Source organism: Streptomyces thermolilacinus SPC6 (genome assembly GCF_000478605.2).
GTDB classification, from domain to species: Bacteria; Actinomycetota; Actinomycetes; order Streptomycetales; family Streptomycetaceae; genus Streptomyces; species Streptomyces thermolilacinus.
In genome coordinates this window covers 5,843,319-5,869,380 of the sequence record NZ_ASHX02000001.1, presented here as the reverse complement: position 1 = coordinate 5,869,380, position 26,062 = coordinate 5,843,319, and the positions used below count along the sequence as shown (strand labels likewise).

Sequence of the window (26,062 nt, the reverse complement as noted above, 5' to 3'; positions counted from 1 at the left end):
GCCACTCCGCCCCGGGGCCGGTCGCGCGGTCAGCGCCCGCACCGGCCCCGGACGGCCGGGACAGCCGGGGAGGCGAGGTCGGCCGGGCGGCGAGCCGGACGCGGCGAGGCCGGACCGGGCGGGCCTGTGCGGCCTTCCCCTCCCGCTCGCCCCGGTCAGGCGTACGCGGCGAGCGTGTCGGCCAGTCTGCGGCGGGCGGACCGAACCGCGGGCACTGCCGCCAGCGCGACGGCGCCGAGCACCGCCGCGGCGGCGACGGCCAGCAGGTGGAGCGGTGACGGGCCGTGCGCGATGCCCGCGCCGATGCCGCTGGTACGGCCCTCGTGGTCGATCAGCCAGTGCGCGAGCGGGACGCCCAGGGCCGTACCGGCGACGGCGGCGGCCAGGGCCGTGCAGCCGACCGCGCTCACCGTGACGGCGGTGACCTGCCGGGCGGACAGGCCCATGGCCTTCCAGGCGAGCAGGTCGCGCTCCCCGTCGCGCACCGCCCCGCCGATGGCGGTGCTCACCTCGGTGAGGCCGATCAGGGCGAGGACGGCGATCAGCCCGGCGACCACGCCCCGCAGCGCGGCGAGCCGGTCCGCGGGCCCTGACACCTCGTGGATGTCGAGGCGCCCCGCTGCGGCCTGGAGCAGTTCGGCGCGTACGGCGTGCGGGTCGGCGCCGGGGCGCAGCCGCAGGTGGTAGACGGTGGGCCGCAGGTCCGGGTCGTTCTCGCGCAGGGTGTCCAGGGAGGTGGAGATGGTGCGGCCGCCGTTCTCCGGTTCGATGCTGCGGCCGACGAGGTGCAGCACCTGGGGGCGGCCTCCGACGGTGACGCGCACCCAGTCGCCGACCTGGACGCCGAGGAGGTCGAGCAGGCCCTGACCGGCGACCGCCTCGTCGGGCCCGCGCGCGGGGCGGCCCTCGGCGACGGAGTACGGGTAGGGGTCCTGGCGGGTGCCGAGGCCGCGCAGGGCGATGGTGCCGGTCTGGCCGGGGACGAGGGCGGCGACCTCCAGGCCGCGGTGGGCGGCGAGCACGTCGGGGCTGCGCTGGAGCAGGGCGCGGGCCTCCCGGTCGCCGACTCCCTCGGTGGGGCGGGCGGTGAGCGCGGCGGGCAGGCCGAGCTGTTCGGGCCGCGAGCCGAAGCGCTCGATGGTGGTCCACGCGCTGAGCGCGACGGTGATCAGCAGCAGCGGCAGGGCGAGCCGGGCGACGGTGGCGGGGGCGTGCCTGCCGCGGCCGAACGCGCGGTGCCAGCCGAGGACGAGGGCGGGCGGCACGCCGGGCAGGGCCAGGGCGCGCAGTGCGGGCCGGGACAGTCCGCGGCCGGTACGGGGTCCCGCCGATGTGCCTGCGGGTACGGGCGGGACGCGGCCGGCGCGCCAGGCGGCGAGGCCGGTGGCGGCGCCGATGAGGACGACGACGGCGGCCGGGACACCGAGGAGCGCGGCGGTGTGCCCGGGCAGGCCCTGCCACACACCGACGGCGTCGCCGACCCTGCCCGGTATGCGGCCGCCGAGGGCCTGGGTGAGGGCGGTGGCGAGGGCGGCGCCGAGCACGGCGTACGCGAGGTGCTGGGCGAGGAAGACACGGACGACCTGGCCGGGGGTGAAGCCGATGGCCTTGAGGACGGAGATGTCGCGGAGGTGGCCCCGCACGCGGGTGCTGATCGCGCCGAAGACGGCGAGCGCGGCGGCGGCGAGGGCGCCGAGCCCGAACAGGCCGAGGATCCGCCCGAGGAGCCGGGTGTCGTCCTGGGCTTGGGCGCGGGCCCGCTGCCAGGGGGTGATGTCGGTGACGGCGCCCGCGCCGAGGGCGGTGACGGCGCGCTGCACGGCGTACTCGGTGTCGTCGGCGTCGGTGAGGCGCAGTCCGGTGACGCGGCCGGGCAGGCCGGGGGTGGTGCGGACGGTGGCGGGCGGGGCCCAGACGGTGCCGGGGCGTTCGCCGGGTTCGTAGCGGGGTTCGGCGGTGTCGGCGACGCCGAGGACGGTGAGGGTGCGGCCGGTGCCGCCGGGGAGGGCGAGCGTGTCGCCGGGGCCTGCGACGAGCGCGTCGGCGAGGCCGGACTCCAGGACGACGCCGTCGGGTACGGCCGGGTCGAGCCAGCGGCCCGCGGTGAGCAGGGGGCGGCCGGTGGCGGGCGGTTCGGGCGCGGCGGCGCGCAGTGCGACGGCGGCGCGGGCGCCGCGCGAGGCGACGGTGGTGGCGACCGTGTCGTACGGTCCGGCGAGAGAGGCGACGCCGTCGAGGGAGACGAGGCGTGCGGGGTCGGCGGCCCGGCCGGTGTGGAGCCAGACGTGGGCGCCGTGGGACTGGGTGAAGATCCGCTGCCAGGGGTTGGTGGCGTACCCGAAGAGGGCGGCGGCGAGGAGGAGCGAGGCGACGATCCCGGCGGTGGCGGAGACGAGGAACAGCGCCTCGCCCCGGTGCGTCCGCAGATCGGCGTGCGCCCAGCGCAGCATGGCCCGCACGGCGGTCAGTCCCTCAGCTCGACGACGCGGGCGGGCCCGGCGGTGCGCGGCCCGGCTTCGGGGGTGTCGTCGTGGTCGTCGTCGCCGCCGAGGGTGACGTCGTCGGTGATCCGACCGTCGAAGAAGCTGATGACGCGGTCGGCGGCGCTGGCCAGCCGGGCGTCGTGGGTGACGAGGACGATGGTCTGGCCGCGCTGGTGGAAGCGGGACAGCAGCCGCATGACTTCGCGGGTGCCCTTGCTGTCGAGGCTGCCGGCCGGTTCGTCGGCGAGGAGCAGCCGGGGGTGGTTGACCAGGGCGCGGGCGAGGGCGACGCGCTGCTGTTCGCCGCCGGAGAGTTCGCCGGGCATGCTGCGGGCCTTGGCGGCGAGGCCGAGTTCGGTGAGGAGCTTGTCGCGTTCGGCGCGGGCGGTGCGGGCGGAGGCTCCGGCGAGGAGGGCGGGCAGCTCGACGTTGTCGGCGACGGTGAGGTTGGAGACGAGGTTGAAGAACTGGAAGACGATGCCGATGCTGCGGCGGCGCTCCACGGCCCAGCGGGCCTCGGTGTAGCCGTCGGTGGGCTCGCCGTCGATACGTACGGTGCCCTCGTCGGGGCGCTGGAGGCCGCCGAGGAGGTGCAGGAGGGTGGACTTCCCGGCGCCGGACGGGCCGGTGACGGCGATGAACTCGCCGCGTCGGACGGTGAGGTCCACTCCGCGTACGGCGTGGACGGGGCCGCCTTCCCCGTGGTGGGTCCTGACCAGGCCGCGGGCCTCCAGGAGCGGCACGGGCTTCTCGGGGGTCGCGGGCGTCGCGGCGGGGGTCCCGGGCGTCCCGGCCTTCCCGGCCTTCCCCGTGGGCTTCCTGGTGGTCTTCCCCGTGGCCTTCCCCCCGGAAAAGGGCCACCGGGCCGCGGGCGTGGCGCTCATCGCCGCTCCTCCAGCCCTTCCAGTTCCTCCTGGCAGCGCTCCAGCCAGTCCAGGTCGGCCTGGAGGTGGAGTATCGCGCCCTCGATGAGCAGGTGCGCGGTGCGGTTGTCGCGGTTCTCGGTGGCGGCCAGCTTGGAGAGGGTGCGCATCGTCCTGAGGTACTCGCGTCGCTGTCGGTTGATGAGGGTGATCTGGTCGGCGAGGCCGGTCCGCGGGGCGAGGGCGAGCTTCATGAAGAACTCGTCCCGCACGCGTGGCTCGTCGGCGGTGGCCTCGAACCAGGCGCGCAGTTCGTCGCGCCCGGCGGCGGTGAGGCGGTAGATCTTCTTGTTGGGCCGGCTCGACTGGGCGACTTCCTCGCCCTCGATGAGTCCCGACTTCTCCAGACGGCCGAGGGTGACGTAGATCTGGCCGACGTTGGGCTGAGGGTACGCGGCGCCCAGGAGCTGCTCAAGGTCCTGCTTGAGCTCGTAGCCGTGCGCGGGCCCGTCCGCGAGGAGAGCGAGGAGCTGCATGCGCACTCGTGGGCTCTCCTTCTGTCGCGATCCGGGCTCGATGTGCTCTGCGCCCTAGTATCGCCCAATGCCTAACAGGTATACATGCCCCTGACCTGACGAAGGTGTCCGGGCGGGTGCTCCAGGGAGGAACCTATGCGGTGGACGAGTGCCGCGGGTAGGGGCCTCCTCGTGGTGATCCTGCTGCTGGTGGGGTCGGTGGCGTCCGGTGTGCCCGGGGACGGGCGGCGGGACGCCGGGCGGGGGCCGGTGACGCTGGCCACGGCCGGGGACCTCACCGGCTATCTGCGGCCGCTGCTCGACGACTGGAACCGGGCGCGCCCGGCGGAGCGGGTCACGCTGGTGGAGCTGCCGGACTCGGCGGACGAGACCCGGGCGCAGATGATCACCGACCTGCGGTCGGGTGACGGCAGGTTCGACCTGCTCAACATCGATGTGGCGTGGACGTCGGAGTTCGCGGCGGCGGGGTGGATCGCGCCGCTGGCACGGGACCGGTTCCCGCTGGACGCCTTCCTGCCGCCGGTCGTGGACACGGCGACGTACGAGGGGCGGCTGTACGCCGTGCCGTACGTGACCAACGCCGGGATGCTGTTCTACCGCTCCGACCTGCTGGCCGCGGAGGGCGAGCGCCCGCCGCGCACCTGGGCGGAGCTGGAGCGGCAGGCGCGGACGGTCGCCCCGAAGCACGGCGTCGGCGGGTACGCGGGCCAGTTCCTGCCGTACGAGGGGCTGACGGTCAACGTCACGGAGGCGGTGTACTCGGCGGGCGGCACGGTCCTCGGCGACGAGGGCGGGCGGGTCGCGGTGGACTCGGCGGCCGCGCGGTCCGGGGTGGAGTTCCTGGCGCGGGGCGTGCGGGAGGGCTGGGTGCCCCGCGAGGCGCTGACGTACACGGAGGAGGAGTCCCGGCTCGCGTTCCAGGAGGGGCGGCTGCTGTTCCTGCGGAACTGGCCGTACGCGTGGGCGGGCGCCTCGGGCCCCGGTTCGAAGGTCGCGGGCCGTTTCGGTGCGGTTCCGCTGCCGGGCCGCGACGGTCCTGGCACGAGCGTGCTGGGCGGCTCGAACCTGGCGGTGAGCAGCCGGGCGCGGCACGCGGAGACGGCGGCGGAGCTCATCTCGTACCTGACGAGCGACGCGGTGCAGCGCCGGGTCCTGGTGGAGGGCGCGCTGCCGCCGGTGCGGGCGGCGCTGTACGGGGACGCGGCGCTGGTGCGCAGGTTCCCGTACCTGCCGGCGCTGCGGGAGGGCGTGCTGGCGGCCAGGCCGCGCCCCAAGAGCCCGCGGTACGAGCAGGTCAGCCTCGCCGTGCAGGCCGTGATGCACGACGCGCTGGCGCAGCGCCAGGAGCCCGCGGCGGCGGTGCGGCGGCTCGCGGCGGAGCTGGACGCGATCGCACGCCGCCGCTGACGGCGTTCTCCCGCCCCCCTCTAGTTACTTGTTAGGTATCCCTTCCGGCGCTCAGCCGTCTCTTCGCGAGGACAAACCCGCACATAGTCGGGTAACTGGCCGGTGTTTATGACTTCGTCGTTGACACGAGGTTAAGCACGCTACCTAACATGCATGCAGAACCGCCGCCCCGTTTCTCTCGGGGCGGCGCGCACCCTTCACGCAGAAACAAGGTCAACGGGTGATGCTCACAGCCCCGGCCGGTGACGGCCTCTCCCACCGCCTGACACGCCCCTGGTGGCGTGACGCGGTGATCTACCAGGTGTACGTCCGCAGCTTCCTGGACAGCACCGGCGACGGGATCGGCGACCTCGCCGGCGTCCGCTCCGGCCTGCCGTACCTGAAGAAGCTCGGCGTCGACGGCATCTGGCTGAGCCCCTTCTACCCCTCGCCGCAGCACGACCACGGCTACGACGTGGCCGACTACCTCGACGTGGACCCGGTCTACGGGGACCTGGACGAGTTCGGGCTGCTGGTCGCCGACGCGCACCGGCTGGGGATCAGGGTGCTGCTCGACATCGTCCCGAACCACTGCTCCAGCGAGCACCCGTGGTTCCGCGAGGCGCTCGCCGCGGGTCCGGGCGGCGCGGCCCGCGCCCGGTTCCACTTCGCCGACGGCCGGGGCCCCGACGGCGACCTGCCGCCCAACAATTGGCACGCGATGTTCGGCGGCCCCGCGTGGAGCCGCGTCACCGAACCGGACGGCACCCCCGGCCAGTGGTACCTGCACATGTTCACGCCCGAGCAGCCCGACCTGAACTGGCGCAACCCCGAGGTGGCCGCCCACTTCGACGAGGTGCTGCGGTTCTGGCTCGACCGGGGCGTGGACGGCTTCCGCATCGACGTGGCCGCCGGGCTGTTCAAGCACCCGGACTTGCCGGACTCCCCCGACCCGGAGGCGGACGCCCGTACCCGCGACTCGGTCAACCCGCTCGCCTGGAACCAGCCCGAGGTGCACGACGTGTGGCGGCACTGGCGGAAGGTGTGCGAGGAGTACACCGCCCGCGACGGCCGCGAGCGGCTGCTGGTCGGCGAGGTGTCCGTGCCGACCGCCCGCGAGCACGCCCTGTACGTACGCCCCGACGAGCTGCACCAGGCGTTCTTCTTCGACCTGCTGGGCGCCCCCTGGGACGCGGCCGCGTTCCGGGCGGTCATCGACGAGGCGCTGCGGGACATCGCCGGTACCGGCTCCAGCGTCACCTGGGTGCTCAACAACCACGACCAGGTCCGCACCGTCACCCGGTACGGCGAGTCCGGCACGGAGGGCACCGGTCTCGGCGCCGCCCGCGCCAGGGCCGCCGCGCTGCTGATGCTGGCACTGCCGGGCGCCGCGTACATCTACCAGGGCGAGGAGCTGGGCCTGCCCGAGGTGGTGGACCTGCCGGACGAGGTGCTGACCGACCCGATCTTCCGCCGCACCGGCAGCCGGGCCCGGATCCGCGACGGCTGCCGCGTGCCGCTGCCCTGGTCGGGGCACGCCTCGCCGTTCGGGTTCAGCGCGGGCGCCGAGGTGCGGCCGTGGCTGCCGCAGCCCGGCTGGTTCGCGGAGCACGCCACCGACCGGGCGCTCGCCGACACGCGCTCGTTCTGGCACCTGTACCGCGAGGGCCTCCAGCTGCGGCGCGGCCTGCCGCAGCTGGGCGAGGGCACCCTGCGCTGGCTGGAGGCACCGCCCGGCGTCCTGGCCTTCGAGCGCGGCGACGGGCTCGTGTGCGCCGTGAACTTCGGTACGGCCCAGGCGCCCGCCCCCGTGACCGGGACGCCGCTGCTGTCGAGCGGCCCCTGCCCGCCGGGCGCGCTGCCCGGGTCCACCGCGGCCTGGTGGATCACCACCCCATGACCGCCTTCTCCCACCCGAACCGAACCCCTGCGAAAGGTACGGACATGACGAGACGACGCTCCACCACCGTGTGCGCCACCGCCCTCACCGCCGCCCTGGCCCTGGGCACCACCGCCTGCGGCGGCGGCCCGGTGGCCCCGGCCGGCGGCGACGGCAAGGACAAGGAACTGGCCGGGCAGACCCTGACGGTCGCCGGTGTCTGGTCCGGCGCCGAGCAGAAGAACTTCCAGAAGGTCCTCGACGCGTTCTCGGCCAAGACCGGCGCGCAGACCCGCTTCGTGTCGACCGGCGACAACGTCTCCACGGTCGTCGGCAGCAAGATCGAGGGCGGCAACGCGCCGGACGTGGTGATGGTCCCGCAGGTCGGGGTGCTCCAGCAGTTCGCCGCGAAGAAGTGGCTCACGCCGCTGTCGAAGGACGTCGAGAAGTCCGTGGACGGCAACTACGCGCCGGTGTGGAAGGGGTACGGCTCCGTCGACGGCACCCTGTACGGCGTCTACTTCAAGGCCTCGAACAAGTCCACCGTCTGGTACAGCCCCGACGTGCTCGACCAGGCCGGGGTGAAGCCGCCGAAGACGTACGACGAGCTGCTCGCCGCCGCGCGTGCGGTCGCCGACTCGGGCACGGCCGCGTTCGCGGTCGCCGGCGAGGACGGCTGGACGCTCACCGACTGGTTCGAGAACGTCTACCTGTCGCAGGCGGGCCCGGAGAAGTACGACAAGCTCGCCAAGCACGAGATCAAGTGGACCGACCCGAGCGTCGTCGAGGCGCTGAAGACGCTGTCCAAGCTGTTCGCCGACGACAAGCTGCTGGCCGGAGGCCGCAACGGCGCGCTCGCGACGGACTTCCCCGGCTCGGTCGAGAAGGTCTTCGGTCCGAAGCCTGAGGCCGGGATGGTCTACGAGGGCGACTTCGTGGCGGGCATCGCGAAGGACGAGTTCGGGCGGAAGATCGGCGACGACGCGACGTTCTTCCCGTTCCCGGCGGTCGGCCGGGGCAAGGCGCCGGTCGTCAGCGGCGGTGACGCGGCGGTCGTCCTCAAGGACGGGAAGAACCAGAAGGCGGCGATGGCGCTGGTGGAGTTCCTCACCACGGCGGAGGCCGCGTCCGTGTGGGCGGCGGAGGGCGGTTTCATCTCCCCCAACAAGGGCGTGGACCTCGGCGCGTACGGGGACACGACGCTGCGGTCCACCGCCGAGTCCCTGATCAAGGCGGGCGACTCGGTGCGGTTCGACATGTCGGACCAGGCCCCGGCGGCGTTCGGCGGGACGAAGGGCGCCGGTGAGTGGAAGATCCTCCAGGACTTCCTGCGCGACCCGTCCGACCCGGCCCGGACGGCGGCCGAGCTGGAGGCCGCGGCGGCCAAGGCGTACCGCACCGCGAACCAGGGCTGAGCGCGCCATGACCACAGTCACCGAGACCGCCCGGCGGGGGGCCGCCGACGCGCGGCGCCGCGCCGGGCGGCGCCGGCGGGTCATCGCCGTCGCGTTCGTCCTGCCCGCGCTGCTGCTGCTCGGCGCGCTGGTCGTGTACCCCGTGCTGTTCTCCGTCGGGCGGAGCTTCTTCGACGCGTCGGGCACGCGGTTCGTCGGCGGCGGCAACTACGTCGAGATGTTCCGGGACCCGGCCACCCTGAAGGCCGTCCGCAACAGCACCATCTGGGTGGTCGTGGCGCCGACGCTGCTGACGGCGCTGGGGCTGATCCTCGCCGTGCTGGTGGAGAAGATCCGCTGGGCGGCGGCGTTCAAGCTGCTGCTGTTCCTGCCGATGGCGGTGTCGTTCCTCGCGGCGGGCATCATCTTCCGCCTCGCGTACGAGGAGGACCCCGACAAGGGCGTCCTGAACGCCGCCGTGGTGGGCGTGCACGACCTGTTCGAGGACGGCGCGTCGTACCCGGGGGCGCGGGCCCGCGAGGGCGAGGGCGTACGGCACGCCGAGGGCGGGGCGTACGAGACGACGGCGGCGCTCTCCCCCGGCGGTACGGCCCTGCCACTGGGCCTCGTGGGCGTCAAGCCCGCCGAGGTGCCAAAGGACGCGCGTCCCGCGGCGGATGCGGCCGCGGCGAAGGCGGGCCCCGGCGAGTTGCGGGGCGTGGTGTACCTGGACTTCACGCCGGGCGGCGGGGGGCGCCCGGGTGAGGTGGACGCGGCGGAACGGGGCCTGCCGGGGCTGGCCGTGGAGGCGGTGAGCGGCGGGCGTACGGTCGCCACGACCACCACGGGCGCGGACGGGGCGTTCCGCTTCGAGGGCCTGGAGGCGGACGGGTCGTACACGGTGCGGCTGCCCGCGGCGAACTTCGCGGAGCCGTTCACGGGCGTGTCCTGGCTGGGGCCCGCGCTGGTCACCCCGGCGATCATCGGCGCGTACCTGTGGATCTGGACGGGCTTCGCGATGGTCCTGATCGGCGCCGGTCTGTCGGCGCTGCCGCGTGACGCGCTGGAGGCGGCGCGGATCGACGGGGCGAACGAGTGGCAGGTGTTCCGGCGGATCACCGTGCCGCTGCTGGCGCCCGTGCTGACGGTCGTCTTCGTCACGCTGGTGATCAATGTGATGAAGGTCTTCGACCTGATCTACATCATCGCGCCCGGCCCGGTGCAGGAGGACGCCACGGTGCTGGCCACACAGATGTGGCTCGTGTCGTTCGGCGGCGGCAACGACCAGGGGCTCGGCAGCGCGCTGGGTGTCCTGCTCCTGCTGCTGGTGATCCCCGCGATGGTCTTCAACGTCCGCCGTTTCCGCAGGAGTCAGTCATGACCGCGACCGCGCCGCCCGTCCCGGTGAAGCAGGCGCCCCTGGCCGCCCCGCCGACGTCCCCTTCCCCGCGCCGCCGTGAGCGCCGCCTGCGCCGCTGGCTCGGCAACGGGGTGGTGCAGGCGTTCCTGCTGGTGGTGGGCCTGATCTGGATCACGCCGGTGGCGGGGCTGCTGCTGTCCTCGCTCCGCTCGGCGCAGGACAGCGCGTCGAGCGGCTGGTGGACGGCGCTGGCCGATCCGGGGCAGCTGTCGCTGGCCAACTACGCGGCGCTGCTGGACAACGCGGGGATGACCCGGGCGTTCTGGAACACGGTGCTGATCTCGGTTCCGGCGACGGCGCTGGTGGTGGTGCTGGCGGCACTGGCCGGGTACGCCTTCGCGTGGCTGGAGTTCCCGGGCCGCGACTGGCTGTTCCTGCTGGTGGTGGCGCTGCTGGTGGTGCCGGTCCAGGTGGGCCTGCTGCCGGTGGCGAAACTCTTCGGCCAGCTGGGCCTGTTCGGCACGATCCCGGGCGTGGTGCTCTTCCATGTGGCGTACGGGCTGCCGTTCGCGATCTTCCTGCTGCGCAACTACTTCGCGGAGATGCCGCGCGAGATGCTGGAGGCCGCGCGGATGGACGGTGGCGGCGAGTGGCGGATCTTCACCCACCTGGTCCTCCCGGTGGGCCGCCCGGCCATCGCGTCGCTGGCCATCTTCCAGTTCCTGTGGGTGTGGAACGACATGCTGGTGGCCCTGCTGTTCGCCGACTCGTCGTCCCAGCCCCTGACGGTGGAACTCCAGTCGCAGGTCCGCCAGTTCGGCAGCAACATCGACGTCCTGGCCCCCGGCGCCTTCCTCTCCCTGGTGGTCCCGGTCATCGTCTTCCTGGCCTTCCAGCGCCACTTCGTCCAGGGGGTGATGGCGGGCTCGGTGAAGTGAGGCGCACCCGACCGGCCCGGTGCTCCGCCCCGGCGCCGGTCGGGGCTCCGCACACCGCCCCCCTGCCGTCATCACGATTCCGTCACCAGCGGAAGGAAGTCCTCCCTCGGCTGTTCCCGGCCGCTACGTTCGGGGCTTCGGGACACACCCAGGGGGTTCGATGAACACACCGTCACCGGAGCGGCCTCAGCCGCAGTGGGCACCGCAGCCCGCGGCGTCGCCCGCGACAGGACCGAAGTGGGCGCGCAAACGCGTGGCCGTCCCCGCGGCGGCCCTGCTGTTCCTCGTCGGCGTCGGTGTCGGCGCGTCGGGCGGCGAAACCGGCACCGGCACGAGCGCGAGCCCGGCACCCGTGCCCACCGTCACCCGGACGGTGACCGCGGCTCCGCGGGCCGACGCCAAGCCGGCGGCCGCCGCACCCTCCCAAACCCCGGAGGCGGCGAAGCCCGCCACCTCGGAGCCGCCCGCGGAGCCCGTGAGGATCACCGTTCCCGACTTCGCCGGCATGGGGCTCCAGGACGCCCAGGACCACGCCCAGGCGCAGGGCCTGTTCCTCCTGAGCTCGCACGACGAGACGGGCGCGGGCCGAGCGCAGGTGCTGGACCGGAACTGGACCGTCTGCTCGCAGAGCCCGGCGGCGGGCACCGGTGTCACGGACGACACCACCATCGACTTCGGGGCGGTCAAGCTGAACGAGACCTGCCCCTGAGAGCGGGTACGGCGCTGTCCCCCGGCACCCCCTGCCGGGCTCCGGGGGCAGCGTGGTCGCGTGCGGTCAGCGGATGGGCAGGCCGGAGAGTGTGCGGGCTATGACGAGGCGTTGGATCTCGCTGGTGCCTTCGAAGATGGTGTAGATCGCGGCGTCGCGGTGCATGCGCTCGACCGGGTACTCGCGGGTGTAGCCGTTGCCGCCGAGGATCTGGATGGCCTGGGCGGTGACAGTCTTGGCGACCTCGCTGGCGTACAGCTTCGACATGGAGCCCTCCGCCGACGTGAAGGGCTTGCCCGTGGTGGCCATCCAGGACGCGCGCCATACGAGGAGGCGGGCCGCGTCGATCTGGGTGCGCATGTCGGCGAGTTGGAAGGCGACGCCCTGGTTGTCGATGATCGGGCGGCCGAACTGCTCGCGCGTCGTGGCGTAGTCGAGCGCGACCTCGTGCGCCGCGCGGGCCGTGCCGACCGCCATCGCGCCGACCGCCGGGCGGGACGCCTCGAAGGTGGCCATCGCGGCGTTCTTGACGCGCTCCGTCCCCTTCCTCGCCTTCTCGCGGGCGCGGGCCAGGCGTTCGTCCAGCTTGTCCTTGCCGCCGAGCAGGCACGAGCCGGGGACGCGCACGTCCTCCAGGACGACCTCCGCCGTGTGCGAGGCCCGGATGCCGTGCTTTTTGAACTTCTGGCCCTGCGACAGCCCGGGCGTGTCCGGCGGGACGATGAAGGAGGCGTGGCCCTTGGAGCCCAGCTCGGGGTCGACGACGGCCACGACGACGTGGACGTTCGCGATGCCGCCGTTGGTGGCCCAGGTCTTGGTGCCGTTGAGCACCCACTCGTCCTTCGCCTGGTCGTACACGGCGCGGGTCCGCATCGAGGCGACGTCCGACCCGGCGTCGGGCTCGGACGAGCAGAACGCGGCGACCTTCACGTCCTGCGGCGTGCCGTACATCTGGGGGATCCAGGTGCCGATCTGCTCCTCGGTGCCGTTGGCGAGGACGCCCACCGCCGCCAGGCCGGTGCCGACGATGGACAGGGCGATGCCCGCGTCGCCCCAGAACAGCTCCTCCATCGCCATGGGGATGCCGAGTCCGGTCGGGTCGAAGAACTGCTGGGCGTAGAAGTCCAGGGAGTAGATGCCGACCTTGGCGGCCTCCTGGATGACCGGCCAGGGGGTCTCCTCGCGCTCGTCCCACTCGGCGGCGGCCGGGCGGATCACGTCCTTGGCGAACCCGTGCAGCCAGTCACGGACCTGCCTCTGGTCGTCGTTCAGCTCGAGTGTGAACTCGGCCATGGTTCCCTCCCGGCGGGCGGCGCATGTTACTAACGGTAACCGCAGTCTGTTACCGGTAAGTAGAGGCTGTCAACCGGCAGCGTTCGCCGCGACGGTGTTACGTTGCGGCTGCCTTACGGAACATCGACGGGCGGGGAGAGACGCTATGGACACCACACACCGGACCGAGCAGCAGCGATCGGCCGAACAACGGCGGCGCGAACTGCTCGAGGCGGCGGACCGCGTCGTCCTGCGCGACGGACCGCAGGCGTCGATGAACGCCATCGCCGCCGAGGCCGGGATCACCAAGCCGATCCTCTACCGCCACTTCGGCGACAAGGGCGGGCTGTACCGGGCACTCGCCAAACGGCACACCGACGCCCTGCTCGCCGCCCTGCGCGCCGCGCTCGACGCCCCCGCCGACCGGCGCAGGCGCGTGGAGGCCACCCTCGACACGTACCTCGCCGCCATCGAGGCGCGCCCGCAGGTGTACCGGTTCCTGATGCACCCGTCCGAGGAGGCCGGCCAGCCGTCGGAGCAGGGGTTCGACGTGGGCCGGCACTCGGCGCCCGTGCTGCGCCGCATGGGCGAGGAGCTCGCGGACGTCATCGCCGAGCGCATCGACCTGGGCGAGGGCGGCGAGGCGATGGCGCGGGTGTGGGGGCACGGCATCGTCGGCATGATGCACGCGGCCGGTGACTGGTGGCTCGGTGAACGGCCCTGCGGCCGCGCCGCGTTGGTGTCCGCCCTGGCCGACCTCCTGTGGGGCCGCCTCGCCGAGGCCGACGACCGCGTGGACGGGCCCCGCTTCTGAGGGCGGGCGCCGGGAGGGAGGCCGCGGTGCGGGGCACTGCTCGCGCCCGGCCAGGCGGCGATCCGTGGGCGGTACCGGCTCCGGGCCGTACGGGACGGCTCGTACCGACTCCGGGGCGGCTGGGCCAGGCGGTACGGCTCCGGGCCCGTACCACCGGGCTCGTACCCGGCCGCCCCGGCTCGTACCCGGCCGACCACGCTCGTACCGGCTCCGGGGGCGCGCGCCCTCACGCTCCGTCAGCCGCGCCGTCCCCACGGGGCCCGGCGGGCGGCGCGCAGGACCCGGGCCCGGCGCCAGCCGCTCAGGCGGTCGGGGTACACCATCCCGTCCAGGTGGTCGCACTCGTGCTGGAGGCAGCGGGCGAAGAAGCCCGTGCCCTCCACCCGCACCGGCTCGCCCCGCACGTCGACGCCCTCCACGACGGCCCGGTCGTACCGCTCCGTCCCGGCCTCCAGGCCCGGCAGCGACAGGCACCCCTCGGGGCCCCGCACCGTCACTCCTTCGGCCTCCACCAATCGCGGGTTGACGACGTGCCCGAGGTGGCGGACGTCCTCGTCGTCCGGGCAGTCGTAGACGAAGACGCGCAGGCCCACCCCGATCTGGTTCGCCGCGAGGCCGACGCCGTTCGCCGCGTACATGGTGGCGAACATGTCCTCCACCAGACGGGCCAGGGACGGCCCGAAGTCGGTGACGGTCTCGCAGGGGGCGTGCAGCACGGGCGAGCCGAGCAGGCTCATGGCCCGCACGGCGCCGGAACTGCCGGGGATCGGCCGGTTTCGCATGGCGTTCAGAGTACGTTCAGGCCCGCCACCTGCTTTCCGGCAGGTGGCGGGGTTCGGGCCCGCGACCGGATCTCGATAGGCTGAGGCGACCCACGCTAGGAGGAACAAGGACGATGGCAGGCAACTCGGAGCCGCTGTCGCCGCGCGCCAAGCTGGCCGTGACGGCGGGCAAGGCCGCAGCGGCGGTGTCTCGCGCGGCGGGGCGCGGCAGCGGATCGGTGATCGGCGGCCGGGTGGCGCTCAAGCTCGACCCCGACCTTCTGGGCCGGCTCGCGCAGCATCTGGACGTGATCCTGGTGTCGGCGACCAACGGCAAGACCACCACGACCCGGCTCATCGCCGAGGCCCTGCGCGCCAGCGGCCCGGTCGTCTCGAACGCGCTCGGCGCGAACATGCCCGCGGGCATCACCTCGGCGCTGGCCGGCGGGACGGACTCGAAGTACGGCGTCATCGAGGTCGACGAGAAGTACCTCGCGGGCGTGGCCCGCGACACGGAGCCGAAGGCGATCGCGCTGCTCAACCTCTCCCGCGACCAGCTGGACCGCGCCGCCGAGACCCGGATGCTCGCCGAGAAGTGGCGCGAGGGCCTCGCCGGTACGAAGGCCGTGGTCATCGCCAACGCGGACGACCCGCTCGTCGTGTGGGCCGCCTCCTCCTCCCCCAACGTGGTGTGGGTGGCGGCCGGCCAGGAGTGGAAGGACGACGCCTGGTCGTGCCCGGCGTGCGGCGGTGTGATGCAGCGCCCCGGCGACGACTGGTTCTGCGGCGAGTGCGGCTTCCGCCGCCCCGCCCCGACGTGGGCGCTCAGCGGCGACCACGTGCTGGACCCGCACGGCTCCGCCTGGCCGATCCACCTCCAGCTGCCGGGCCGCGCCAACAAGGCGAACGCCACGACGTCCGCCGCCGTCGCCGCCGTGTTCGGCGTGCCGCCGCAGGTGGCGCTGGAGCGGATGTACCAGGTGCAGGCCGTCGCGGGCCGGTACGACGTCGTGTCGTTCCTCGGCCGGGACCTGCGGCTGCTGCTGGCGAAGAACCCGGCGGGCTGGCTGGAGACGTTCTCGCTCATCGACCAGCCGCCGACGCCGGTGATCCTCTCCGTCAACGCGCGCGGCGCGGACGGCACGGACACGTCGTGGCTGTGGGACGTCGACTATCCGCGTCTCGCCGGGCACCCGATCTTCGTGATCGGTGACCGCCGCCTGGACCTCGCCGTCCGGCTGGAGGTCGCGGGCCTGGACTTCCGCGTGTGCGACACGATCGACGAGGCCGTGCAGAGCGCGCCGCCCGGGCGGATCGAGCTGATCGCCAACTACACCGCGTTCCAGGACGTCCGCCGCCGCGTCGGCAACTGACCCACGAGCCCCTAAGGACGAAAGAGCATGAGCGACAGCAGTCTGCGTCTGGTGTGGGTCTACCCCGACCTGCTCAGCACCTACGGAGACCAGGGCAACGTCCTCGTCGTCGAGCGCCGCGCCCGCCAGCGCGGCCTGGACGTGCAGCGCGTGGACGTGCGCAGCGACCAGCCGATCCCCACCTCCGGCGACATCTACCTGATCGGCGGCGGCGAGGACCGGCCGCAGCGGCTGGCCGCCGAGCGGCTGCGCCGGGACGGCGGTCTGAACCGGGCGGCGGAGAACGGCGCGATCATCTTCTCGGTCTGCGCCGGGTACCAGATCCTCGGCCACGAGTTCATCAACGACCTGGGCGAGCGGGAGCCGGGCCTCGGCCTGATCGACGTGATCTCCACGCGCGGCGAGGGCGAGCGGTGCGTCGGCGACGTGCTCGCGGACATCGACCCGCGCCTCGGCCTGCCGCAGCTGACGGGCTTCGAGAACCACCAGGGCGTCACGCACCTGGGGCCGACGGCGCGTCCGTTCGCCCGGACCGTGTTCGGCAAGGGCAACGGCACCGGCGACGGCACCGAGGGCGCGTACAACGAGACGGTCTTCGGCACGTACATGCACGGCCCGGTCATGGCGCGCAACCCGCAGATCGCGGACCTGCTGCTGAAGCTGGCCCTCGACGTGAACGCGCTGCCGCCGACGGACGACCGGTGGTACGAGGCGCTGCGCGCCGAGCGGATCGCGGCGGCCAGCCAGCCCGCCTGAGCCACGGCGCACGCCGGGAGGGGCGGCCGCGGGGCCCGTGTGAACGGACCCCGCGGCCGCCCCTTCGCCGTGCCCGGCGCGCTTCCCGCGTCCCGCCGCACATTCGCGTGTCCGGCCGCTCGTCTGGGCGTTTCGGCCCGGTTCCTCGTCGGTTCCTCCGAAGTGTCCACAGGCCGGACGTCCGGTTCGTTGGCGGCCCCCTCCGCCGGTAGGGTTACGGGTGATCCAGACCGGACGACGTGGTCCGGGAGTCGGCCCACGTTGCAAAGGTATTTCGGGCTATGCGCATTGGTGTGCTCACCTCCGGAGGCGACTGCCCCGGTCTGAACGCCGTCATCCGTTCCGTCGTGCACCGCGCCGTCGTCGACCACGGTGACGAGGTCATCGGCTTCCACGACGGGTGGAAGGGCCTCCTGGAGTGCGACTACCGCAAGCTGGACCTCGACTCGGTCGGCGGCATCCTCGCCCAGGGCGGCACGATCCTCGGCTCGTCGCGGGTGCAGCCCGCGCACCTGGTGGACGGCGTCGAGCGGGCCCGGGGCCACGTCGCCGAGCTGGGTCTGGACGCGATCATCCCGATCGGCGGCGAGGGCACGCTGAAGGCGGCGAACCTGCTGTCCGAGGCGGGCCTGCCGATAGTCGGCGTGCCGAAGACGATCGACAACGACATCGCGTCGACGGATGTGACGTTCGGTTTCGACACGGCCGTCGGCGTCGCCACGGAGGCGCTGGACCGGCTGAAGACGACCGCCGAGTCGCACCAGCGCGTCCTGATCGTGGAGGTCATGGGCCGGCACACGGGCTGGATCGCGCTGCACTCCGGCATGGCGGCCGGCGCGCACGCGATCGTCGTACCGGAGCGGCCGTTCGACATCGACGAGCTGACCGCCCGGGTCGGCGCGCGGTTCGCGGCGGGCAAGAAGTTCGCGATCGTCGTGGTCGCGGAGGGCGCCAAGCCGCGCGCGGGCACCATGGCGTTCAACGAGGGCGGCAAGGACATCTACGGGCACGAGCGGTTCGCGGGCGTGGCCCAGCAGCTCGCCGGGGAGCTGGAGAAGCGGCTCGGCAAGGAGGCCCGCGCGGTGATCCTCGGCCACGTCCAGCGCGGCGGCACCCCGACCGCGTACGACCGTGTCCTCGCGACCCGGTTCGGCTGGCACGCGGTGGAGGCCGCGCACCGCGGCGAGTTCGGCATGCTGACCGCGCTGCGCGGCACGGACATCGTCATGGTGCCGCTCGCCGAGGCCACGCAGACCCTCAAGACCGTCCCCGCGGACCGGTACACGGAGGCCGAGACGGTCCTCTAGGGCCGCCTGCGCTTTCCTGGTCGCCCCGGGCGCGCCGCGCGGGCGCGCCGAACCCGCCCCCGGTCGCCGACGCGGCCGGGGGCGGTTCTAGTCTGGTGCGGCAAGCGGACAACCCAGCATGAATCAGGAGCCGCCGGATGGATCACAGCGGACACGGCACGATGATGGACCTGCCGCCGTTCACGCTGGGGCGGGGGCTCGCGTTCTCGCCGGACACGTTCTTCCTGGTGGGCTGTCTGCTCGCGCTGGCGCTGTACGGCTGGGGGGTCGTACGGCTGCGGCGGCGCGGTGACGCCTGGCCGGTGGGCCGCACGGTGTTCTTCACCATCGGCGTGCTGACGGTGGCGCTGGTGATGTGCACGGGCCTGAACGACTACGGCATGGTCATGTTCAGCGTCCACATGGTCCAGCACATGGTGATCAGCATGCTGTCGCCGATCCTGCTGCTGCTCGGCGCGCCGGTGACGCTGGCGCTGCGGGCACTGCCGGTGGCGGGCCGGGGCGCCAAGGGGCCTCGCGAGCTGCTGCTGATGCTGCTGCACAGCCGGTACATGCGGGTGATCACGCACCCGGCGTTCACCATCCCGATGTTCATCGCGAGCCTGTACGCGCTGTACTTCACGCCCCTGTTCGACTTCCTGATGGGCTCCACGACGGGCCACATCGCGATGATGGTGCACTTCCTCGCGGTCGGCCTGGTGTTCTTCTGGCCGATCATGGGCGTGGACCCGGGTCCGCACCGGCCCGGCTATGTGATGCGGATGCTGGAGCTGTTCGCGGGCATGCCGTTCCACGCGTTCTTCGGGATCGCGCTGATGATGGCGTCGGAGCCGATGGTCGGCACGTACGCGCACCCGCCGGCGTCGCTCGGCATCGACGCCCTCGCCGACCAGAACGCGGCGGGCGGCATCGCCTGGGCGTTCAGCGAGATCCCGTCCGTGGTGGTGCTGGTCGCGCTGCTGTACCAGTGGTACCACTCCGAGCAGCGGGCGGCGAAGCGCTCGGACCGGGCCGCGGACCGGGACGGCGACAAGGAGCTGGAGGCGTACAACGCGTACCTGGCCTCGCTCCAGGCGCGCGGCAGCCGGTAGCGCGCCGGGGGCGTGCGGGTGGCGTGAGAGTCGCGTGGCGCACGCCGGGCGCGCACGCCGGTAGCGCAGCGCCCTCCAGTGGGGCGACCATGGCAGGGCGAGGCCCGCGGGTCGGCTCCGGAGGAGGCGCGATGTCCGGTTCCACGAAGACCATGGGGATGGTCACGCTCGGTGCGCTGGTCCTGACGACGGCGTACACGGTGGCCCTGGGAAGCAACGGCTGGCTGTGGTTCGCCTGGATCGTGCTCGGCCTGGTCACGCTGGGACTGGTGGCGGCCGGCGACAGCTGAACCCGGTTCCTCGCGGTGGAGTGCTCCGCGCGGGATCTCCCGGGAAGAAATCTCCTCGGGGCGGCAACCCTTCCGGTGGTGGCGGCGACTGCCGGGTGCAAGTGGCCCCCATCCGAGGATTCACATGAGTTCAGAGACACAGCCGCGGGCGCGGCACCGCCGCCGCCTCACCCGTCGCCGCACCGTCGTCGGCGGGCTCGCCGCCCTCGGCCTCACCGGTGCCGCGCTGGTCGGCAGCGGCATGCTCGCCCCCGCCGGCGCGGCCTCCGCGTGGCCGGCGGCGAAGGGCAGCAAGCCGGTCGCCAAGACCATCGAGGTGTCCGGCACGTACGACGGCAAGCTCCAGCGCTTCTACGGCACCGGCGCCCTGGGCGACGGCGGGCAGGGCGAGGGACAGGCGCCGATGTTCACGCTCAAGGACGGCGCGGTCCTGCAGAACGTCGTCATCGGCTCCCCGGCCGCCGACGGCGTCCACTGCCTGGGCAGCTGCACGCTGCAGAACGTCTGGTGGGAGGACGTCGGCGAGGACGCCGCCTCATTCAAGGGCAAGTCCGCGTCGGCGGTCTACACCGTCCACGGCGGTGGTGCCCGCAAGGCGTCCGACAAGGTCTTCCAGTTCAACGGCGCGGGCAAGCTGGTGATCACCAAGTTCCAGCTGTCGGACTTCGGCAAGCTGGTGCGCAGCTGCGGCAACTGCTCCACGCAGTACAAGCGGACGATCATCGTCAACGACGTCGACGTGACCGTCCCGGGCAAGCAGCTGGTCGGCGTCAACGCCAACTACGGCGACACGGCCTCGCTGCGCAACATCCGCGTCCACGGCGACGCGAAGCGGAAGATCCAGCCGTGTGTCCGGTACGAGGGCAACAACAAGGGCAAGGAGCCGCGCACGCTGGGCAGCGGCCCCGACGGCACCCACTGCCGCTACGCCGCGTCGGACATCACCTACAAGTGACGGTCCGGTCCGGCTGCCGACCCGCACCGGGCGGCGCCCGCTGAGCACCCGGGGCCACGGCGATCACCGCCGTGGCCCCGGTCGCACGCCGGGGACCACAGGGCCGCGCGGGCTCCGGCGTAGAGGCCCGTGTGGAGAGTCCGGGAAGGCTGTGGGCTCCGGCAAGAGGCTCGGGGAGACCCGGGGCGCCGTGCGGCTCCGGCGCGACCGGCCCCCGGGAAGGCTGTGCGGGCTCCGGCGCGCGGTGCGGGGCCCGGGTGCGGCAGCGGCACGCCAGCGCACTCCCATCGATCATATGACTACTTCTCCTCATGCTTTCGGCGGACCGTGACATGGACACACAGTTGTCGGACCGTCCGATTCCGACGGAACCGTCCGCCGGCTGTCGCAAGAGGAGGCCGCATGCTCCAGGTCGAGCGTCTGCTCGCGGACTGCCTGCACGACGCGCGCAACGAACCCCCCGGCGCCCTGCCGCTGGTGCCCGACGGCGACGCCTACGCGGCGGCCCGCCGCACCTTCCTCGCCGCCGGACTGCGCGCCCTGCGCGACGAGCGGCGCCCCGACAGCGGCTGGACGCAGGTCAACGTCGCTCCCGACGGGGCCCGCGCCTGGCCCGCCCTGTACCGGCGGCTCGCCGACACGGCCCGTGAACTGACCGGGTCGGGCGCGGCCGACGACTTCTTCTTCGTCCACAAGCCGCCGGGGCTGCGCGTCCGCTTCCACGCGACCGAGCCCTCCGGTGCCGCCGCGCTCCGCGAGGAGCTCGTACGGCTGCTCGGCACGGCGCCGGGCGGCTGGGCGGCGCCGGTGCCGGCCGTGTACGAGCCGGAGACGTACCTGTTCGGCGGGGCGCGCTCCATGGAGTACGCGCACCGGCTGCACACGGCGGACTCGCGGGCCTGGCTGGATCACCACACGGGGACGCGCCCGCCCGCCGACTGGCGGCTGTCGCTGACGCTGCTGCGGGCGGTGCTGGACGGCCTCGGGATCGTCGGCTGGGAGCACCGCGGAGTGTGGCAGGCGGTACGGGAGGAGACAGGCCGACGGCTCGCGGGCGGGCTGCGCGGAGCCGACCGGGAGCGGGCCGCGGAAGGGGTCCGGGCGTACTGGGAGCTGCCGGACCAGGTCCGGCTCGACGCGCTGCCCACGGCGTGGCGGGCGCGGGTGACCGCGCACCGGGACGCCCTGCGCAAGGCGGCGGAGGAGTGGCGGACGGGCTACTTCGAGTCCGGGGAGGCGCGGATCGGACCTCGCAGGGCCGCCGCGCACTGGGTGATCTTCCACTGGAACCGGGGGCGCTTCTCCGTGGCCCGGCAGGGGCTGCTCACCGAGGCGCTCGCCGACGACGGGAGGGCCTGACATGACCGCCGAAACGGCCGACACGATCGGCGCCCTGGCGCTGCTGCGGGTCGCGGGCATGCCGTGCGCCGCGTGGACGGCGGCGGGCGATCCCGCGCTGTTCGACCGGGTGGCGCGGCACGCCGGGACTGTCGAGCGACTGGCGGCCCGCGCGCGGGCGCTGGCCGAGCGGATCGGCACCGACGTGGTGCCGGACGACCGGCTCCCGGCGGCCGAGCGGGGCGCCGTACTGGCGCTGCGGCGGCGGTTGCACGCCGGGGAGGCGCCCGGCCCGGAGGACTGCGCGCTGCTGGCCGCCGTACCGGCCCAGCCGGCGGCCGGGGCGCTGCGGGGCGAGGCGCGGGCGCTGGTGGAGGACGCGCGGGAGGCGCGGGAGGAGGCGCGGCGGCTGGAGGAGGCGGTCGGGGCGGAGCAGTCGCGGGTGGGCGCCCGCGTGTGGGAGGCCGCCCGGAACGACGCGGTGCTGCGGGCGTTCCTGGCGGAGACGGCGCCCGGCGTCGTGGCGGACGTGGCCCGCAGGCTGGACGAAGGTGCCTCCTGGCAGGGCAAGCAGCTGCGGAAACGGTCCGCGTACCTGTGGCGCGTGCTGGGCCGGATGGCCGCGAAGACCACGCCCCGGGGCTGGGCGGGCCATGTCGCCGTCGCCCCGGTCGGCTGCGCGGACGGCGCCGTGACGCTCCTGGCCGGGCGGGCCGCCCTGGGGGCCGTCGCCCTCGGCGAGGTCGAGAACGTCCACGTCGTACGGGCAGGGAACGGGCCCGTGGACCTGCTGGACGCGCCGCCCTCGACGCTGCTGGCGCCCGCGCCGCTGCACTTCACGGCGGGTGACCCGGCCGACGGTACGGCGGTGCTGCGCTGCTGGGTGGTGGAGCCGCGCGATCCGGGGCGGCTGCGCCAGGTCGTCCTGCGGCGCACGGGGGCGCTGGCCCGGGTGCTGGCGCTGCTGGCGGACGGTCCCGCGGCGCTGGGGGACGTGGAGATTGCGCTGCTCTCCGGGGCTGCGGGCATGCGGCCGACCGACCCGGCGGTGCTGCGGGGGTTCCTGCGGCACCTGGCCGGGACGGGGGTGCTCCAGGTGTGCGCGGCGCCCAGGCAGCGGTACGGGGCGTGGTCCCCGCCGGGTGGTGACCTGCCGCGCCCGCTGGAGGCGGCGGGCGGCGGCGGGGCGGGGCTCGCGCGGACGGCGGCGGACGGCGGCGGCGCAAGGCTCGCGCAGACAGCGGCGGCGCACGGCGGCGCGGCGCGGGCGGTGGAGCCGGCGGGTGCGTGGTTCGTGGACGTGTACCGGCGGGCCGACACGGTCGTGGGGGCCAGGGCCGCCGACCGCGTGCACGACGGCGTGCGGGTCGCCGCGCGGATCGCCGCCCTGCGGGACGCGGTGGTGGAGCGGCCCGCGGACGTACCGTGGCGGATCGGGCCGGAGCCCAGGCCCGTGAGCGAGATCCTCGCCGATCGGCTCGCCCCCGCCGAAGGACCGGCGCCCGTGGTGCGCCAGGGGTACGCGGGCTGGCCCTCCGCCGGTGGCCCGGGTTCCTGCCCTCGCGGCTCCGACGCACCCGGCACCGGCTACGCCGCGCTGCTCGGCCACCTCGCCGCCCGTGCGGGCGAGGAGCGGGTGGACCTGGACGACGGGCTGCTGGACGAGTTCGGCGCGCCGCCCGCCGACGGGGCTCTGCCTCTCTGGCCGTTCGACTGCCTGCTGCGCCCATTGAGCGGCGATACGGGCGGCCCGGCCGCCGTGCTGGAGACGGCGTCCCCCGCCGGGGTGCTGGACGCCCGGTTCGCGGACGGGATGCGGGCGCTGGACGGCGGGTACGGGGCGGCCGACGCGTACCGGGCGTTCCTCGCGGAGCTGGAGCGGCGCACGGGGGTGCGGTTCGTGGAACTGCTGGTGCCGCCCCTCGCGGAGCGCGCCGCCAACGCCGTACGGCGCCCGGTCGTCACCTCCTGGTGGACCGGCGACCCGGACCCGACGCCGTACTACGGCCCTGGCGGCGGTGAGGCGCGGTACCTGCCGCTGGACCGGATCACCGTGCGGGTGCGGGACGGGCAGCTGGTCGCGGAGGCGGACGGGCGGCGGATCGTGCCGGTCCACCACGCGACGCGCAGCCCCGCACCGCCGTACGACGTGCTGCTGCGGCTGCTGCTCTCGGCGGGCCTCCCGGCGACCCGGCGGGTGGTGCGGCTGGACGGCCTGGAGGCGGCGCTGCCCGGGTGTGCGCGGCTGCCCCGGCTGACGGTGGCGGGCGGCGCGCTCGTGGTGGCCCCGGCGACCTGGCGGCTGGACCGTGCCCGGCTGTGGCATCCGCGCGACGGCGCCCTGGCGAAGGTGCGCGCGCTGGCGGTGCTGCGACGCTCGGCGGGGATGCCGCGCCATGTGTTCCTGCGCACCGCCACCGGGGCGAAGCCCGTCCCTGCCGACCTGGACTCCGTGACCGCCGTCCCGCTGGTCGAGCGGCTGTGCGCCCAGCGCGCGGGCGGCGAACTGTATGCCGAGGAGATGCTGCCGGGACCGGACGGCCTGACCGTGCGCGACCCGCTGCACGGCGGGGCGCCGGTCGCCGCCCAGGTCCTGCTGCGCCTCCCCCACCGCGCCCGCCCGGAGGAGCTCGCCGCGCAGGCCGCGGCGACGCTGCTGCCCGGCGAGGCGCCCACAGGCGTCCCCGGCCCGGCCGTCCCGCGTGGGCGGCGGCCGTCGGGGACGGTCAACACCTCATGAGGAGACAGAGGAAAGCACCGACGACACGAAAGGCGGGCCCACCATGCCCCAGACCCTCGAACTCACCGACCTCGACAGCCTGATCGACGACCTCGACACGCGCATCACCGAGACGGAGCTGCCCGACGCGCAGGCGTACACGGCGGGCTGCAGCGGCCTCTGCACGATCATCGTCTGCGCGACGGTCGTCATCTGCGCGTGACCGGACCCGCACCACAGGAGCCGCCCGGCCGGCCACCGGGCGGCTCCGCCACGCCACGGCCCCGCCGCCCTGCCCGCCCCGTCCGGCGGCCGGGCGCCGACGCGGCCGACCGCGCCCGACGGCACAAAGCCGTACCGGCCCTTCCGCGCGACGAACCACCCGGCCGGCCCCGCGACCCGAGGAGGCACCGTGCAGCACCCTCCCGAACACCCCGTGCGCACCCCCGCCGCAGCCCCCGACGAAGCGCCCGACGACGCTCCGGACACGGCACACACCCCGCGCGAACCGCACACCCCGCGCGAACCGCGCGCCGCGCTCGGCCTCGCCGTCCGGTGCCTGACCGCCTGGGCGGCCGCGCCGGACGGTCACGGCAGCGCACCGCACCCGTCGGACCCGGGCATCCCCGTGCTGGCCCACACAGTGGCGAGCGTCGGCGCACCGGAGGCCGCCCGTGCCGCCGCCCACGCGGTGGCCGTCTGGGCGCGCGGTGCCGGGCGCGGCCGCGGCCACACCGGGCTGTACGACGGCGGCCTCGCCGGCACGCTCGTCGGCCTGCGCCTCGGCGCCACCCTCCACCCGAGCCTCCACCAGGTCGCCGACCGGTTGAGGGACCGCCTGGTCGCCGCGGCGGCGACACGCGAGCGCCGCCGCGAAGGGGTGCGGCTGGCCGACTACGACCTGATCATCGGCCCCTCGGGCGGCCTCCTCGCGCACTGCGTCGGCGCGCGTCCTGAGCCGGGCCACCTCACTCCGTACCGCGACCGGCTCACCGCCCTGTGCGACAGCGACGACCTGCGGCGGCTGCGCACCGACGGTTACGACGGCCATCCGCACCTGGCGTGGCTCCAGGGACGCGTCAACACCGGCATGGGCCATGGCGCGGCCGGGGTGGCCGCCGCGCTCACCGCCGCCGTCCGGCACGGGGGCGACGAGGCCGCGGACGCGCTGCGCCGGGTCGTGGTGTGGCTGGAGCGGCAGGAGTACGAGGACGGGCGGGGGGTGCGCACCTGGCCGGGCGCCGGGCTCGACGGGCGGACCCCGCCGGGCGACGCCGCGCCCCGGCAGGCGTGGTGCTACGGCGCGCCGGGCGTGGCGTGGGCTCTGTGGGACGCGGCGGACGCGCTCGGGGACACCGCGGCGGCCGACCGGGCGGCCGCGGTGTTCACGCGGCTGGCCGAACGGTACGACGAGGGGTTCCACCTGTACGGCGACGGGCCCGCCGACCTGCTGGGCCTGTGCCACGGGGCGGCGGGCGTGCTGGTGGTGGCCGACGCGTTCGCCCGGCACGCCGGACACGCGGGCGCGACGGGCCTGCGGGAGCGCCTCACCACACTGCTGGGGGCCCGCCTCCCGGATGCGCTGGCGGCGGGCCACGACGCGGTGGCGGCGGCCCTTGAGCCGGACGGTCCGGACGCGGTCGGGTCCACGGCAGAACCGTCCGGCTCCGGTACGACCGCCCGCTGGTCGGCCGATCTGCTGACGGGCGCGCCCGGCGCGCTGGCCGCGCTCCTCACCGCCGCGCACGGCGCTTCCCGGTCGTGGCTGCCGTGCCTGGGCCTCCGCTAGGCGGCGAGGGTACGTCGCCGTGGCAAGCCCTCACCCGTCTGCCACGGGC

Annotated in this window: 22 protein-coding genes; 17 read left to right on the top strand and 5 right to left on the bottom strand. The window is 74.4% G+C overall.

What is annotated here, in order from left to right; all coding sequences use genetic code 11:
• Positions 1 to 155: 155 nt before the first annotated feature.
• The 3 genes from J116_RS25485 to J116_RS25475 are packed head-to-tail and all read right to left on the bottom strand — an operon-like array spanning position 156 to position 3,888.
• Complete coding sequence (locus J116_RS25485) at positions 156 to 2,459, bottom strand: FtsX-like permease family protein (RefSeq protein WP_023589909.1); 2,304 nt, start codon at positions 2,457 to 2,459, stop codon at positions 156 to 158.
• A gap of 5 nt (positions 2,460 to 2,464) precedes the next feature.
• On the bottom strand, positions 2,465 to 3,367 hold the full coding sequence (locus J116_RS25480; RefSeq protein WP_023589908.1) for an ABC transporter ATP-binding protein: 903 nt from the start codon (positions 3,365 to 3,367) through the stop codon (positions 2,465 to 2,467).
• Positions 3,364 to 3,888, bottom strand: coding sequence for a PadR family transcriptional regulator (locus tag J116_RS25475; RefSeq protein WP_023589907.1), 525 nt, complete (start codon positions 3,886 to 3,888; stop codon positions 3,364 to 3,366). Before J116_RS25475 ends, J116_RS25480 begins: the two co-directional genes overlap by 4 nt.
• Positions 3,889 to 4,017: 129 nt before the next feature.
• On the opposite strand from J116_RS25475, the gene J116_RS25470 reads away from it, so the two are divergent.
• The 6 genes from J116_RS25470 (at position 4,018) to J116_RS31095 (ending at position 11,548) form a co-directional block, all read left to right on the top strand.
• On the top strand, positions 4,018 to 5,289 hold the full coding sequence (locus tag J116_RS25470) for an ABC transporter substrate-binding protein (protein ID WP_023589906.1): 1,272 nt from the start codon (positions 4,018 to 4,020) through the stop codon (positions 5,287 to 5,289).
• A gap of 223 nt (positions 5,290 to 5,512) precedes the next feature.
• On the top strand, positions 5,513 to 7,168 hold the full coding sequence (locus J116_RS25465) for a glycoside hydrolase family 13 protein (RefSeq protein ID WP_023589905.1): 1,656 nt from the start codon (positions 5,513 to 5,515) through the stop codon (positions 7,166 to 7,168).
• Between the two features lie 44 nt (positions 7,169 to 7,212).
• The gene (locus J116_RS25460; protein WP_028964512.1) at positions 7,213 to 8,562 is read left to right on the top strand and encodes an ABC transporter substrate-binding protein; all 1,350 of its coding nucleotides are present in this window, start codon (positions 7,213 to 7,215) and stop codon (positions 8,560 to 8,562) included.
• Positions 8,563 to 8,569: 7 nt separating this feature from the next.
• Positions 8,570 to 9,922 (top strand): ABC transporter permease, encoded by a 1,353-nt coding sequence (locus J116_RS25455; RefSeq protein WP_023589903.1) that lies wholly within the window; start codon positions 8,570 to 8,572, stop codon positions 9,920 to 9,922.
• Positions 9,919 to 10,839, top strand: coding sequence for a carbohydrate ABC transporter permease (locus tag J116_RS25450; RefSeq protein WP_023589902.1), 921 nt, complete (start codon positions 9,919 to 9,921; stop codon positions 10,837 to 10,839). The genes J116_RS25455 and J116_RS25450 overlap by 4 nt, the downstream gene beginning before the upstream one ends.
• 160 nt (positions 10,840 to 10,999) lie before the next feature.
• The gene (locus tag J116_RS31095) at positions 11,000 to 11,548 is read left to right on the top strand and encodes a PASTA domain-containing protein (protein WP_037948325.1); all 549 of its coding nucleotides are present in this window, start codon (positions 11,000 to 11,002) and stop codon (positions 11,546 to 11,548) included.
• A 66-nt stretch (positions 11,549 to 11,614) separates the two neighbouring features.
• Here J116_RS31095 and J116_RS25440 read toward each other — a convergent pair whose 3' ends face one another.
• Positions 11,615 to 12,841, bottom strand: a complete 1,227-nt coding sequence (locus J116_RS25440; RefSeq protein WP_023589900.1) for an acyl-CoA dehydrogenase family protein — start codon at positions 12,839 to 12,841, stop codon at positions 11,615 to 11,617.
• 145 nt (positions 12,842 to 12,986) lie between these two features.
• Here J116_RS25440 and J116_RS25435 point away from each other — a divergent pair, with 145 nt between their 5' ends.
• Entirely contained in the window at positions 12,987 to 13,634 is a 648-nt protein-coding gene (locus J116_RS25435; protein ID WP_023589899.1) for a TetR family transcriptional regulator, read from the top strand.
• A gap of 236 nt (positions 13,635 to 13,870) precedes the next feature.
• Here the strand turns inward: J116_RS25435 and def are convergent, their stop codons facing one another.
• Positions 13,871 to 14,416 carry a peptide deformylase gene (def, locus tag J116_RS25430; protein WP_023589898.1) on the bottom strand — a complete coding sequence of 182 codons (546 nt, stop codon included), beginning with the start codon at positions 14,414 to 14,416 and terminating at the stop codon, positions 13,871 to 13,873.
• 113 nt (positions 14,417 to 14,529) lie between these two features.
• Between def and J116_RS25425 the strand changes: the two genes are divergently transcribed.
• The 10 genes from J116_RS25425 to J116_RS25390 all read left to right on the top strand — a co-directional run bounded on the left by J116_RS25425 (position 14,530) and on the right by J116_RS25390 (position 26,013).
• Positions 14,530 to 15,768, top strand: coding sequence for a Mur ligase family protein (locus J116_RS25425; RefSeq protein WP_023589897.1), 1,239 nt, complete (start codon positions 14,530 to 14,532; stop codon positions 15,766 to 15,768).
• A gap of 27 nt (positions 15,769 to 15,795) precedes the next feature.
• Positions 15,796 to 16,524: a type 1 glutamine amidotransferase gene (locus tag J116_RS25420; RefSeq protein WP_023589896.1), complete on the top strand. Its 729-nt coding sequence runs from the start codon at positions 15,796 to 15,798 to the stop codon at positions 16,522 to 16,524.
• A gap of 281 nt (positions 16,525 to 16,805) precedes the next feature.
• Positions 16,806 to 17,831 (top strand): 6-phosphofructokinase, encoded by a 1,026-nt coding sequence (locus J116_RS25415; RefSeq protein WP_023589895.1) that lies wholly within the window; start codon positions 16,806 to 16,808, stop codon positions 17,829 to 17,831.
• A 137-nt stretch (positions 17,832 to 17,968) separates the two neighbouring features.
• The gene (locus J116_RS25410) at positions 17,969 to 18,922 is read left to right on the top strand and encodes a cytochrome c oxidase assembly protein (protein ID WP_023589894.1); all 954 of its coding nucleotides are present in this window, start codon (positions 17,969 to 17,971) and stop codon (positions 18,920 to 18,922) included.
• A gap of 131 nt (positions 18,923 to 19,053) precedes the next feature.
• Positions 19,054 to 19,212: a hypothetical protein gene (locus tag J116_RS30205; protein WP_023589893.1), complete on the top strand. Its 159-nt coding sequence runs from the start codon at positions 19,054 to 19,056 to the stop codon at positions 19,210 to 19,212.
• Positions 19,213 to 19,336: 124 nt separating this feature from the next.
• A complete protein-coding gene (locus J116_RS25405) occupies positions 19,337 to 20,167 on the top strand; it encodes a pectate lyase (RefSeq protein WP_023589892.1) in 831 nt (276 codons plus the stop codon).
• 402 nt (positions 20,168 to 20,569) lie between these two features.
• Complete coding sequence (locus tag J116_RS25400) at positions 20,570 to 21,526, top strand: thiopeptide-type bacteriocin biosynthesis protein (RefSeq protein ID WP_023589891.1); 957 nt, start codon at positions 20,570 to 20,572, stop codon at positions 21,524 to 21,526.
• Position 21,527: 1 nt separating this feature from the next.
• Positions 21,528 to 24,245: a lantibiotic dehydratase gene (locus J116_RS25395; protein WP_023589890.1), complete on the top strand. Its 2,718-nt coding sequence runs from the start codon at positions 21,528 to 21,530 to the stop codon at positions 24,243 to 24,245.
• A 43-nt stretch (positions 24,246 to 24,288) separates the two neighbouring features.
• Positions 24,289 to 24,447, top strand: a complete 159-nt coding sequence (locus tag J116_RS30200) for a hypothetical protein (RefSeq protein WP_023589889.1) — start codon at positions 24,289 to 24,291, stop codon at positions 24,445 to 24,447.
• 189 nt (positions 24,448 to 24,636) lie between these two features.
• Complete coding sequence (locus tag J116_RS25390; RefSeq protein ID WP_235617384.1) at positions 24,637 to 26,013, top strand: lanthionine synthetase LanC family protein; 1,377 nt, start codon at positions 24,637 to 24,639, stop codon at positions 26,011 to 26,013.
• Positions 26,014 to 26,062: the final 49 nt, after the last annotated feature.